Source organism: Streptomyces boluensis (assembly GCF_009908195.1).
GTDB classification, from domain to species: domain Bacteria; phylum Actinomycetota; class Actinomycetes; order Streptomycetales; family Streptomycetaceae; genus Streptomyces; species Streptomyces boluensis.
Genome location: NZ_JAAAHS010000201.1, coordinates 1 through 13,613, shown reverse-complemented (window position 1 = coordinate 13,613; position 13,613 = coordinate 1). Strand labels below are relative to the sequence as shown.

Annotated in this window: 7 protein-coding genes; 1 reads left to right on the top strand and 6 read right to left on the bottom strand. The window is 71.1% G+C overall.

The annotated features are described in order from the left end of the window. Nucleotides 1–97 precede the first annotated feature (97 nt). From GUY60_RS23030 to GUY60_RS23005, 6 genes are all read right to left on the bottom strand, one after another. A complete protein-coding gene (locus tag GUY60_RS23030; protein ID WP_161700852.1) occupies nucleotides 98–3,109 on the bottom strand; it encodes an alpha-mannosidase in 3,012 nt (1,003 codons plus the stop codon). A gap of 47 nt (nucleotides 3,110–3,156) precedes the next feature. Continuing rightward, nucleotides 3,157–5,193, bottom strand: a complete 2,037-nt coding sequence (locus GUY60_RS23025; RefSeq protein WP_161700850.1) for an endo-beta-N-acetylglucosaminidase — start codon at nucleotides 5,191–5,193, stop codon at nucleotides 3,157–3,159. A 29-nt stretch (nucleotides 5,194–5,222) separates the two neighbouring features. Beyond that, nucleotides 5,223–6,485 (bottom strand): glycoside hydrolase 5 family protein, encoded by a 1,263-nt coding sequence (locus tag GUY60_RS23020; protein ID WP_161700848.1) that lies wholly within the window; start codon nucleotides 6,483–6,485, stop codon nucleotides 5,223–5,225. A gap of 149 nt (nucleotides 6,486–6,634) precedes the next feature. Further along, complete coding sequence (locus GUY60_RS23015; protein WP_161700846.1) at nucleotides 6,635–7,561, bottom strand: carbohydrate ABC transporter permease; 927 nt, start codon at nucleotides 7,559–7,561, stop codon at nucleotides 6,635–6,637. After that, nucleotides 7,558–8,565, bottom strand: a complete 1,008-nt coding sequence (locus tag GUY60_RS23010) for a carbohydrate ABC transporter permease (RefSeq protein ID WP_161700854.1) — start codon at nucleotides 8,563–8,565, stop codon at nucleotides 7,558–7,560. The genes GUY60_RS23015 and GUY60_RS23010 overlap by 4 nt, the downstream gene beginning before the upstream one ends. A 26-nt stretch (nucleotides 8,566–8,591) precedes the next feature. Next, the gene (locus GUY60_RS23005) at nucleotides 8,592–9,899 is read right to left on the bottom strand and encodes an ABC transporter substrate-binding protein (protein ID WP_161700845.1); all 1,308 of its coding nucleotides are present in this window, start codon (nucleotides 9,897–9,899) and stop codon (nucleotides 8,592–8,594) included. A 245-nt stretch (nucleotides 9,900–10,144) separates the two neighbouring features. Here GUY60_RS23005 and GUY60_RS23000 point away from each other — a divergent pair. After that, nucleotides 10,145–13,613, top strand: a 3,469-nt coding sequence (locus GUY60_RS23000; RefSeq protein WP_161700843.1) for a glycoside hydrolase family 38 N-terminal domain-containing protein, incomplete at its 3' end; no start/stop codon positions are given.

Sequence of the window (13,613 nt, the reverse complement as noted above, 5' to 3'; positions counted from 1 at the left end):
AGACCCCTCCCCCAGCTACCGCTGGGAGGTGCCCCCACCTCAAACGCCGGAGGGGCTGAATTTCACCCCGCTCGGGAAGGAGCGGGGCGGGGAGAAATCAGCGGGTGAAGCGAAGCGTCACCAGCTCGAACGGCCGCAGCGACAGGGCCACTTCACCGTCCCGTACCTCGTACGCCGCAGCCTCCGGAAGAGCACGCTCAAGCAGATCCGTCGCCACGACCGACCCCGCCACGAAACCCAGCTCAAGACGGGTGCGGGCCCGCCCGCCCGCAGCCTCGTAGCAGCGGACCACCACATCCCCCGACCCGTCGTCCGCCAGCTTGACCGCGCTGAGCACCACCGCGTCGTCGGCCACCGAGGCCAGCGGAGCCACCGGTGCCGCGCCGCGGACGTGGCGTTCCGGGAGGTTGATCGCGTACCCCTCGCGGACCGCGTCCGTGACCGTGGCGCCCGGCGCGAGGGCGTACCGGAAGCGGTGGACGCCCTGGTCGGTGTGCGGGTCGGGGAAGCGCGGGGCGCGGAGCAGGGAGAGGCGGACCGTGGTGGTCGTACCGGCGTGGGCGGCGGGGCGGACCGTGCGGGTGACGTCGTGACCGTAGGTCGAGTCGGTGACCAGGGCCACGCCCCAGCCGGGCTCGGCCAGATGCACGAAGCGGTGGTTGCACGCCTCGAACTTGGCCGCTTCCCAGCTGGTGTTGGTGTGCGTGGGCCGGTACAGGTGGCCGAACTGGGTCTCGGCCGCGTACCGCTCGGCGTGCACGTCCACCGGGAAGGCCGCCTTGAGGAACTTCTCCGTCTCGTGCCAGTCGACCTCGGTGGCGATGTCGAGGCGCTTCGAGTCGGCGGGCAGTGTGAGGGTCTGGGTCACTCGGCTTTCGCCGAAGGTGCGGGTCACCGTGACCGAACTCCCCTCCACCGTCAGGGAGTCCACCTGCGTGAGGTCCGTGACCACGTTGCGGTAGAACTCGTCGACGTCCCAGGCGTCCCACATGTTCGGGAAGTCCGGGTGGATCTGCAGCAGGTTCGCGGCCTCGCCCGGAGCGACCGTCTCGCGGTCCGCCGCGATGTCGTACGCCGACACCACCAGGCCGCGCGCGTCGATCTCCACCCGCAGCAGGCCGTTGTCCAGGACATGCCCGCCGCCGTCGTGGGACGTGACCGCGACCGTGCCCGGGGCGGTCGCAGCTCCCGCAGCGCCCGCCGCGACGCCGCCGCGCGTGTGCGCCGACGCGTTGAAGACCAGTTCCGTGTCGCCGTCCCCGGCCAGCGCGCGCTGCGCCGCCTCGATGATGCCGGTCAGCTCCGTGGCGACCGCCGCGTACGTCTTCTCCGCCTCGCGGTGCACCCAGGCGATGGACGAGCCGGGCAGGATGTCGTGGAACTGGTGGAGCAGGACCGTCTTCCAGATACGGTCCAACTCCTCGTACGGGTACGGGAATCCGGTGCGGACCGACGCTGTCGCCGCCCACAGTTCCGCCTCGCGCAGCAGGTGCTCGCTGCGGCGGTTGCCCTGCTTGGTCCTGGCCTGGCTGGTGAGGGTGGCGCGGTGCAGCTCCAGGTACAGCTCGCCGACCCAGACCGGCGGGTCCGGGTACTCCGCCTCCGCCTTGGCGAAGAAGTCGGCCGGCTTCTCCCACTCGACCGTCGCCGAGCCTTCGAGCGAGCGCATCCGGCGGGACTTCGCGATCATCTCGCGCGTCGCGCCGCCGCCTCCGTCGCCCCAGCCGGTCGGGGCGAGCGAGTGCCTGGCGACGCCCTTGTCCTTGAAGTTCCGTGCGGCGTGGGCGATCTCGCGGCCCAGCATCGAGCAGTTGTAGGTGTCGACGGGCGGGAAGTGCGTGAAGATCCGGGTGCCGTCGATGCCCTCCCACTGGAAGGTGTGGTGCGGGAACTTGTTGATCTGCGACCAGGAGATCTTCTGGGTGAGCAGCCACTTGGACCCGGCAGCCTTGATGATCTGCGGCAGGCCCGCGGCGAAGCCGAACGTGTCCGGCAGCCACGCCTCGTCGTTCTCGACGCCGAACTCCTCGATGAAGAACCGCTTGCCGTGCACGAACTGCCGGGCCATCGCCTCCGAACCCGGCATGTTCGTGTCCGACTCGACCCACATGCCGCCGGAGGGTACGAAGCGGCCCTCGGCGACCGCCTTCTTGACCTTCGCGTACACCTCCGGGCGGTGTTCCTTGATCCAGGCGAACTGCTGGGCCTGGGACATGGCGAAGACGAACTCGTCCTCCGTCTCCAGGAGGTTCGTCATGTTCGACGTGGTCCGCGCGACCTTGCGGACCGTCTCGCGCAGCGGCCACAGCCACGCCGAGTCGATGTGCGCGTGACCGACCGCGCTGATGCGATGGGCAGAGGCGTCAGCGGGTGACGCCAGGACGTCCGTGAGGTGTGAACGGGCCGCGGCCGCCGTCCCGTTCACATCCTGCAGGTCGATCGCATCCAGAGAACGGCTGACCGCACGCAGGAGTTCCCAGCGGCGGCCGCCCTCGACGGGAAGTTCGTGCATCAGCTCACCGACGACCTCCAGGTCCTGGACCAGCTCCCAGACCTCCCGGTCGAACACGGCGAGGTCCATCCGCGTCAGTACGTACTGCGGCTCGTCGCCCGCGGTCTCACGGTCGCCCAGGTCGGTGGGCCGGAACGGTTCGTCGCCGAGCAGCACCGGGTTGGACGCCGCCTCCAGGCGCCACTCGACGCGCTCGCCGCCCACGACCGGGTCGCCCACCCGTACCCACTGGTTGCGCGGGTTGACGGCCTTGATCGGCTCGCCCTCCGGTGTGTAGACGAGCGCCTCGCACTGGAACCCGGGCATCCGCTCGTCGAAGCCCAGGTCGAGCACCGCCTCCACGGTCCGCCCGGCCCAGGCGGCGGGCACCTCGCCGGTCACCCTGAACCAGGTCGTCGCCCACGGAGCCCCCCATTCCGTACCGACCTCGATCGGTGCGTGCGCGGCGGCCAGGCCCTCGGCCACCGGCACCGGCTCGCCGGGGGCGACCCAGGCCGCCACCGTCAGGGGCACCGACTCGGGGTACACGGCGGGGCGGATGCGCTCGTCGAGCACACGCTTGAGGCGGGCCTCGACGAGGGCGCGGTCGTCATGCATGAGGGGCTCCGTAACTGTTTCTCTGGCTGTTTCTTCGGGGTGCGGTGTTACCAGGGGTGGGTGACGGTGACCGGTGCTGAGGTCGTGAACAGCTCGCCGACGGCGCGCAGTTCGAAGCTCACGGCCTTCTCGCCGGGCGCGGCCTTCAGGCCCTTCACATACGCGGCCCGCGCGCACGTCCCGGTGAGGAAGCGCCGCTCGCCGCCGGGCAGGACGCGGTACAGCTCGTAGTGGCGCACGGCACCGGGTGCGGGCTGCCAGGAGAGCCGGAACTGTCCGTCGCCGGTCGCCTTGTCGACGTTCAGGCCGCTCGGCGCCGCGACCTGCTCGTCCGCGTCCCGGACGGCAAGCGCGCCGAGCCGCCACTTCACAGGGCCGGACGCGGTGAGGCGTACGGCCAGGCCGTGCACGGTGCCGCTGCCGCCGAGCGAGCCGAGCCGCACGTCGGCCTCGGACCAGCCGCCCTCGGTGAGCTTCCCGGCGGGCAGGAAGTCGTACGTGAGCGGGTCACCGGGACGGTCCGGCTCGCGCAGGGCCACGCCGAGCTCGACGGTCACCGGGCCGCCGGACACCACGCGGTGGGCGAGGCGAACGGTCGTCGCGGCGCTCAACGGCAGCCGGGTGGCGTGCAGTTCGACCGTGGTGGGGGCGTCCAGGGTGCCGTCGACGAGCACGCTCGAACCGCCGCGCCAGGCGTCCGCGAAGTCCAGGGTCACCTTCGGGCGGGCGCCTTCGGTGCGCACCACCCAGCGGCGGCCCGGCAGCCGGTCCTGGAGGCCCAGTTGGTTCCAGGCGGCCTCGGAGCGGACGGTTCCGCCCTCGTACCAGCGCAGTCCGTGCCCGGTGTTGAAGGTGCAGGCGAAGGGCAGCGCGGTCACCGTCGAGCGGTCCGCGACCGCCGACGCGGGGGCGCGCCAACTGCCGCCGGGCCGCGCCGGGTCGAGGGACTCGCCGGTCCAGAAGCGGTCGTCGGCCGCGTGGAACTGCTCGGGGGTGCGGCCGTCGGGCAGGTGGTTACGGGTCCACTCGGGCCGGTAGAAGCCGTACGAGACGACCGGATCGGCGCCTTCCGGCAGGACCGCGTCCCAGTCGACGGAGGTGTTCCAGCCGTTCGACTCGACGTCGACGCCCGCCCACAGCTCGTAGCGGTCGCGGTCCAGGTCCTCGGCGAGCTTTCCGGAGGCGGCGAGCTTCGCGGTGTTCCAGTTGAAGTTGACGAACATCGTGTCGGAGGCCAGGAAGAAGTCCTGGTTGGAGGCGTTCAGCTCGTCCTGCCAGTCGACGGAGCCGTTCGCCGTCATCGAGTCGTACCAGGTGATCCGCAGCCCGTGCGGCTCGCCGAGGCGCTTCAACTCCTTGAGGAACGCGAGCATTTGACGGCCGAGCTCCGCGTCCCCGCCACCCGTCTCGGCGTTGACGAACCAGCCGTCGAAGCCGTACGCGGTGGCGACCTGCACCATCTTCTCGGCGACCGGGAACCGGCCGGACGCGTCCCGCTGCACCAGGTCACGGGTCCACTGGAGCTGCCCGTCGTACGCGGTCGGCGGCAGGAAGACATTGCCGAGCACCGGGACGCCGTGGCGGTGTGCCGCGTCCACGACCGGGGCGTTGGGCGCGAGCACGATGCCCTCGGCGGAGGAGCCGCCCCAGAACACCAGCTCGTCGATGTACGCCCAGTGGGTCAGCGCGTAGTGGTCGGCGGTGGCGGCGCCCTGCGCGGGGTTGCCGGCCGTCGGGTGGAACGACACGAGCGACGCGATCCTGGCCCGGTCCGCGCGCGCCGACGCGCTGACCGGCACCGGCGTGAACCGCTCGGCCAGTGGCACCGTGGAGCGGTTGAACGCCAGGTCGGCGTCGCCCTCGGGCGTCCACTCGGCCAGCGAGCGCCAGACGACGCCCTCGCCGGGGGTGCCGGACGGCAGCGAGTCGGGGAACCAGTAGGACGCGTACGGCTGCAGGTCGTCGGCGGCCTTCGGCGCCCGGCCCGGTACCGCGTGGGCGGCGGCCGCGGGGGTGAGCAGCGCGGCGGCCGCCGCGGCCGACGACACGACGACGGTGCGGCGGGTGGGGTGGTTGCGGGTCATGGCTGGTGGGCTCCTCGGTGGGGAGAGTGTCAGTCGACCTCTTCGGGGGTGACCGTCGCGGTGATGCCGCGGGCGGCCAGTCGTGCCGTGTCGTGCGCGTGCTCGGCCAGCACCACGGCGGGGCGTACGCCCTGCGCGGTGAGGCTCGCCCAGGCCTCGAAGAACGCGCCGCCGGGCGCGCACACCGAGCGGTCGGGTGCGGTCACCGGGTCGGTGTCCAGGACCAGGGCGGTGGTGCGGGGAGCGGGCCGGTACGTGCGGCCGCGCCACTCCTCGACGACGCGGGCGATCGTCTCGCCGGCCGGTTTCACGGCCCGGTCGTTCGTCAACAGGCCGAGCGAGTACTCCAGTTCGGGGAAGTCGGCGAGTTCGCGGGAGACGTCGTGCGAGCACCACCAGGTGACGCCCCAGACGTCTTCGCAGTCCAGCGCGTTCGCGATGGTCGCCGCGGTGAAGTGCGCGGCGTGCTCGGCGGGGATGTGCGGCGCGGGCGCCCCGACCTCCTGCAGCCACACCGGCCGGTGCGGGTCGGTGTGCCAGGCCTTGGCCAGCTCGATCAGATACGCGGCGTGGTGCTCGGTGGCCGTGCCGGTGCGGCCGTGGCGCTGCGCGGTGCCGTTGAACACCCACGAGTGCACGGCCGTCGCACCGCCCAGCCGGGCGGCCTGGCCTGGCGTGAAGGGGTGCCCGTCCTGGTACCAGGCGGCGTCGTACTCGGCATGCAGATGGAACCTGCCGGGCGCGCCCGCCTCGCAGGCGGCGAGCATCCGCTCCAGCCACGCCTCGGCCTGCGTGTGCGTGATGCGGTCCGGGTCGGGGTGCGGGTCGTGCGAGAACTGGTTGATCTCGTTGCCGATGGTCATGCCCAGGAAGTTCGGCCGGTCGGCGAGCGCGGCGGCGAGGGTGCGCAGGTACTCCTCCTGCCCGGCGACGACGTCCGGGTCGGTGAAGAGGTTCCGGCGGTGCCAGGTCTGGGTCCACGCGGGCAGGAAGTCGAAGCTGGACAGGTGCCCCTGGAGCCCGTCGACGTTCACGTCGAGCCCACGCTCGGCGGCCGCGTTGGCCAACGCGACCAGCTGCTCGACGGCGCGGGGGCGGATCAGGGTGCGGTTGGGCTGGAACAGCGGCCACAGCGGAAACACCCGCACATGGTCGAGCCCGAGCCGAGCGATCGAGTCGAGATCGGCCCGTACGGCATCGATGTCGAAGTCGAGCCAGTGATGGAACCACCCTTGAGTGGGCGTGTAGTTGGCGCCGAAACGGGGGGTGCGGGGGGTGGCGGTGTGCGACATGGCGGTGCGGTCCTTACGGGAGGAGCGACTATGAGCCCGTCCGGAGCAATATCAGCCCGTCCGGCGTTTGAGGACGAGCCCGAAGGGCGATCGACGGCGCGGTGGACAAGGGCAAGAAGAACGTGCCAAGAAGGGCAAGCGGGAAGGCCCTAACCCTTGACCGCCCCCTCACCGACCCCCCGGAAAAAGAACCTCTGCAAGCAGGCGAACATCACGATCAGTGGCAGGACAGCGATGATCGTGCCCGCCGCAACCAGCCGCTGATTGTCCGCGAACGTGCCGTGCAGATAGTTGAGCCCGATGGTGAGCGTGAAGTTGGACTGGTCGCTCAGCACGATCAGCGGCCACAGGAAGTCGTCCCAGGCGCCCATGAACGCGAAGATCGCGACGACCGCGAGGGTGCCCTTCACCGAGGGCAGCGCGATCCGGTGGAACCGCTGCCAGGCGTTGGCCCCGTCCACGTACGCGGCCTCCTCGACCTCGTACGGCAGGTTGGAGAAGGCGTTCCGCATCAGCAGGACGTTCATCGCGCCGATGCACGCGGGCAGCAGCACACCGACCAGAGTGTTGTTGAGCTGCAGTTCCCGCATCGTCATGAACTGGGCGATGATGATCGACTCGACCGGCACCAGCATCGCCATCACGAACACGACGAGCGCTGCTTTACGGCCCCGGAAGCGCATCCGGGCCAAGGCGTACCCGGCGAGCGAGGCGCCCACACAGTTGGTGAGGACGTTGGCGGCGGCCACCTTCAGGGAGTTCAGGGCGAAGTCCCAGACGGGGATCAGGTCGGCGACCTTGGCGTAGTTGTCGAGCGTCGGGTCGCCGGGGAGCAGCTTCGGCGGGTAGCTGTAGATGTCCTCGGCCGGGCCCTTCAGGGACGTCGACAGCTGCCACAGGAACGGGCCGACCATCAGCGCGAACACCGCGAGGAGCAGCGCGTACCGCAGCACCAACTGCCATACGGGCACCCGGCGTCCGCTCTGCTGCTGCTTCTCGGCGAGCCGCTCGCGGCGCCGTTCCTCGCGGCGGCCGGGCCCCGCAGGACCGCGCCGCGAAGCCGTGAGCGTACTCATGAGTCCTCCTTGCGGTTGGCGCGCAGCACCAGAAGCATCAGGCCGAGGGTGATCACGAAGACCACCACGGAGATCGCCGAGGCGTAGCCGACCCGACCGCTGAGGCCCGTGCCGACCCGCTGGACCAGCATCACGAGCGTGGTGTCCGCGCCGCCGGGGCCGCCGCCGTCGCCGGCCATCAGATAGACCTCGGAGAAGACCTTGAAGGCGCTGACCGAGGAGAGCGCGCCCACCAGGACCATCGTGGAGCGCACGGCCGGGACGGTGACGGTGAAGAAGCGGCGTACCGCTCCCGCGCCGTCGACGGCGCAGGCCTCGTGCAGTTCGCGGGGCACGTTGGTGAGCGCCGCCAAGTAAATGATCATGTAGTAGCCGAGGCCCTTCCAGACCGTGACCATCATGGCGCTGAGCAGCAGCAGCCACTGGTCGCTGAGGAAGGGGACCGTGCCCAACCCGACCGCGCCGAGCACGGAGTTGACCAGGCCGCGGTCGTCGAGCAGCCACACCCAGATGAGGCCGACGACCACCACGGACGCGACCACGGGGGTGTAGAAAGCCGAGCGGAAGAACGTGATGCCCGGCAGGTGCCGCTGCACCAGGAGGGCGAGCAGCAGCGGCAGGATCACCAGGAGCGGGACTACGCCGAGGACGTACAACGCACTATTGCGCAGCCCGATCCAGAACATCTCGTCGTGGATCAGCTCCTGGTAGTTGGCGCCGCCCACCCACTGGCCGTCGATCAGTGTCCGCTTGTCGGTGAACGAGTTGAGCACCGTCGAGACGAACGGGTACAGGCTGAACCCGCCGACGACCAGCAGGCCGGGAGCGAGGAACAGCCAGGGGCTGGACGGCAGATGGGTGCGGACGGCGCGTCCGCGCCGCTTCGGATCCGGGGCGGACGGGGAAGACAGAGAGGACGGGGCGGCCTTGGCGGTCGGCTCCGCCGGGGGAGCGGCGGCCGGGCCGGTCTTGCCGACCGGTCCGTTGCCGCTCCCCTTGGTCATGGCAGTCATGTGCTGTACGTCCCGCCTCAGCCCGCGCTCTTGAGCAGGCGGTCGCACTCGGCGACGGCGTCGTCGAGAGCCCGCTGCGGTGCCTTCTTGCCCTGCATGGCCTTGGCGACCTCGTTGCGCAGGACCGTCTTCATCTGGTCGTTGAGCATCACCGGGGTGTAATTCACCGCGGTCTTCAGGGACTTGGCGGCGGCCACCCGCACCCGCGTCTCGTCCTTGCCGTCCTCCTTCGTGAAGAACGGGTCGTCGAGGCTGCCCTCGGTGGACGGGAAGACGGTCACCTCGTGCGCGAAGTCCATCTGGTTCTCGGCGTTGGTCACGAAGTGCGCGAACGCGACGGCGGCCGGCTTGACCTTGCTCTGGGAGTTCACCATCACGCCCTGGACGTACATGTTGTCCTTGCCGGTGTTGGTCACCGCGGGTGTGATGCCGATGTTCTTGTAGAGGCTCGGGGCCTCCTTCTTGAACTTGTCCAGGTCGAGGGCGCTGCCCGGGTTCATCGCGATGGACTGCTGCTTGAACTTGCGGCCCGTGGCCTCGGCCTCGTTGGTCAGCGCCTGCGAGTCGAGCGCCCCCGCGTCGTACAACTCCTTGTATTTCTTGATGAGTTCGACGCCCTTGGGGTCGTTGAACGTGAACTTCGTGCCCTGCTCGTTCATCAGCGGGACGCCGTAGCGGCCGAAGTCCTCGATCGCGGGCGCGTTGCCGAGCGTGGCGATCCTGCCGTCGCTCTTCTTCGCGATGTCCTTGGCGGCGTCGAAGAGTTCGTCGTACGTCTTCGGGGGCTTGTCGGCGTCGAGGCCGGCCTCCTTGAACAGCTTCTTGTTGTAGAACATCGGGCCGGTGTTCAGGTACCAGGGGAAGGCGTACGTGCCCTCCATGCCCGGGATCTGGTGACTCTTCCAGGCGCCGTCCAGGTACTCGCCCTTGTACTTGCCCGCGGCCTTGTCGAGGTCGAGCGCGAGGCCCGCCTTGGCGAGCGGCACGGCGAGGTCGGGGGAGACGTTGACGACGTCGGGCAGCGTGCCGCCCGCGGCGTCGGCGCTGATCTTGTCGGCGTAGTTCTCGGCGGGCTGGTCGATCCACTCGACCTCGGTGCCGGGGTGCTCCTTCTCGAAGTCCGCGATCAGACCTTCGAAGTACGACTTGAAGTTCGTCTTCAGGTTCCAGGTCTGGAACTTGACCGTGCCCTCGATCTTGCCGGAAGCGCTGTCGGAGCCGCCGGATCCGTCCCCGGACCCGCAGGCCGTCAGGGCGAGGGCCGAGGCCGCGGCCATCGCGGTCGCGGCTGCTGCGCGACGGGCTGCTCGACGGGATATGCGCATGACTGGCGGCTCCTCTGCTCGGACCAGAAACATCTCGGCTGCGCGCACCGAAGTTCTACTAATGCGGTTTAGCGATGTCAATAGCCTGGGCAGTAACAGACTTTGGAGCTGCGGAACTTGACCCTTGAGCGGCGCCTTCGGCCGTGATAGGGCTTGAGGAGCTAATGCGGTTTAGCTTAAATAGCTCGAGCGGGTCGAGCAGGTCGAGCGCTATTTCCGGCAGTACGCAAACGGAAACGGACAAGATGGACAACGGCGTCTGTGTCACCGAAGTCGCGAGCCCAGCACTGTTCACCGGGCCCGAGACCGCCCCCCTCCAGGTCGTCCGCGTCCGGGTCCGCCGCACCCGCCCCGTCGGCCCCCTCGCCGTCACCGTCGACGGCCCCGGCGTACGCACCCCGCGCCCGCGCCTGCTGCGCGCCGACACGGCCGAGGCGTACGCGGGCGTGGATGCCGCCGCCGAACTCGTCTCCGGCGCCGGGGTTGAACTCGCCTCCGGCGACGGGGTGCGGGCCGTCGAGGACGTGGTCGAGGTGTCCGTGGCCGTCGACGGAAGCCTTGGCGAGCGGCTCCCCGTCACGGCCCGCGTCCGCACCCCGGAAGGCCGGGAACTCCACGCCTACGAGGGCGAGTTGACAGTCGCCGAGCCCGGCTGGACTGTGCGCCTCGTACCGCACTTCCACTACGACCCGATGTGGTGGAACACCCAGGCCGCCTACACCGCCCTGTGGGACGCGCCGCTGCGCCCCGGCGAGGCCGAGCGGGGCTGGGAGTACACCGGCGTGCCCGCTTTCACGCTCGTGCCGCTGCACCTCCAGCAGGCCCACGACGACCCGGACTACCGCTTCGTCCTTTCCGAGCTGGACTACCTCAAGCCGTTCTGGGACACACACCCCGAACACCGGGCGGAACTACGGCAGTTGATCGCCGAGGGCCGCGTCGAGATCGTCGGCGGCACCTACAACGAACCGTCCACCAACCTCACCTCCGCCGAGACCACCGTGCGCAGCGCCGTGCACGGACTCGGCTTCCACCGCGGCGTACTCGGCGCCGAGCCGCGCACCGCCTGGCAGCTCGACGTGTTCGGGCACGACCCCGCGTTCCCCGCGCTCATGGCGGACGCCGGGCTCGACTCCGCGGTCCTCGCTCGCGGCCCGCACCACCAGTGGGGCCCGATGATGGACACCTGGGGCGAGGCCCTGCGGCCCCCGACCGCGATGCAACTGCCCGCCGAATACGACTGGTTGGGCCCCGACGGCCGCGGACTCCTGCTCCACTACCTGCCCGCGCACTACTCCGCCGGCTGGTTCTCCCACAAGGCGCCCGACGCCGAGGCCGCCGCCGAACAGCTCCTCGCCCTGTACGAACTCCTCCGCCAGGGCGCCGCCACCCGCAACGTCCTGATCCCCATGGGCACCGACTTCTCCTGGCCGCACCCCTGGGGCCTGGACGTCCAGCACACCTGGAACCGCCGCTACACCTGGCCGCGCCTCGAACACGCCGGTCCACGCGCGCACTTCGCCGCCGTACGCGCGGAGCTGGCGGCGCGCGGGGAGCGCCCGCTGCCCGTGACCCGCGAGATGGGCCCCGTCTACACCGGCAAGGACGTCACGTACGCCGATGTGAAGCAGGCCCACCGGGCCGCCGAGAACCTGGTGCAGCAGGCCGAGACCTTCGCCGCCCTCGCGCACGGCCTCGGCCTCCTGGAGTACCCGCGGGACGCGCTCGACAAGAGCTGGCGGCACCTGCTGCACGCCGCCCACCACGACGCCGTCACCGGCACCTTCTCCGACCAGGTGTACGTGGACCTGCTCCCGACCTGGCGCGAGGCGTACGAACTCGCCGACGAGGTACGGGAGTCGGCCCTCGGCGCGCTCACCGCGCAGGCGGACACCCGTGGCCCCGGCGAGCTCGCCGTCACCGTGTTCAACCCGCTGTCGTGGACCCGTACCGACCTGGTGCGCGTCGACGTCGACCTCGCGGAGCTGGGCGTGGACGACCCGGCACGGCTCGCGGTGCGGGACGAGACGGGGCGTACGGAGCCGGTGCACGTGGTGGCCGTAGGTGAGCACGCGCGCGTGGAGGCGGTTTTCCTCGCCCGCGCGGTGCCGTCGCTCGGCCACCGCACCTGGTGGCTGACCACCGACGACACGCGCCCGTCCGGCGGTTGGACCCCGGCGGCCGCCCCCACGTACACCGTCTCGAACGAGACCTTCCGGATCGAGGCCGACCCCGCGCGGGGCGGCGGCCTCAGCAGCGTCACCGACCTGCGCACCGGCCGCGAACTGCTCACCGAGGGCGAGGTGGACGAGCTGGTCGTGCAGGACGAGTACACCGCCCACCCGTTCTTCGAGGAGGGCCCCTGGCACCTGCTGCCCAAGGGCCCCGGAACCGGTTCGTCCGCCGCGCCCGCCGAGACCTGCACCGTCGAGCACGGCCCGCTGGGCGCCCGGATCACCGCCACGGGGCGCACCGGACCGGTGCGCTGGACCCGTACCGCGACCCTGTGGAACGGCCTCGACCGCGTCGAACTCACCACCAAGGTCGACGAGTTCACCGGCAGCGACCAGCTCCTGCGGCTGCGGGTGCCCGCCGACGTGCCGGGCGCCCTGCCCGTCGCCGAGACCGCGGCCGCCGCCGTGGGCCGTGGCTTCGCCTTCCCCGGGACGGACACCGGCACGGACCACACCCGCGCCCCGTGGACCCTCGACACCCCCTGCCTGAACTGGTTCGCGCTCTCCGCCCCGCTGACCTTCACCCTCACCACACCGGACGGCACCCGCGCGGGCGTACGGGCGGTCGGCGCCGGCGAGATCGTCCTGCCGGACGGGGGGCTGCGGGGGTACGGGCGGAGTGCTGGTTCGGGCGCGGGCCCTGCGGGTGGCGCGGGCGGTGCGGCGGGCGCGGGCGGCACTGACGGTGAGGGCCGCGCGGGTGCTCCAGACCCGCTGCGTGACCTCGTCACCGCCCTCGTGCGGCGCGGCGTCACCAGTACGCCCACCCGCCCGGCCGGGCCGCGCTGGGGCGACCTCGCCGTCGACAGCAGCCTCCCCGACTTCCGGATCGCGGTCGGCGGCCCGGAGGCCAACTCGTTCACCGCCGCGGTGCTCGCCGCGGCCGGACCGGAGCACGCAGCGGCCACGCGCGCGCGTGGCTCCGGCGTCGTCTGGGTGCCCGCCGAGCGCCCGCTGCGCGAGGTCTGGCAGCCCGGCTGCGACCTGACGGGGGTACGTGACCTGCCGGTCGCCGTACTCCTGGGGGACGACCCCGAGGCCGCCCTTGCCGCGCTCGCCGACACGGTGGATCGCGACGGCCGCATCGAGGCCGCACTACCGGCGCCGGGCGCCCTCTTGGAGGCCCAGCCCTCGGCGCCGGGCGCCCCCTCCGAATCGGAACCCTCGGCACCGAGCACCCAGGACGCCGACTTCGAGGACCGCACCGTCGCCCTCCTGGTGCGCGGCACCCCGGGCTTCGCGGTCGACACCCGAGGCCGTCTGCACAGCAACCTGATGCGTTCCTGCACCGGCCGCCCCAGCGGCGCCTGGATGGACCCGCCCCGGCGCACCGCACCCGACGGCAGCTCGTTCCAGCTCCAGCACTGGACGCACGTCTTCGAGCACGCCCTGGTGGCCGACACGGGCGACTGGCGCGCCGCCGAACTGGTCCGCAAGGGACGGGAGTTCAACCAGCCGCTCACCGCCCACGTGGCCGCCC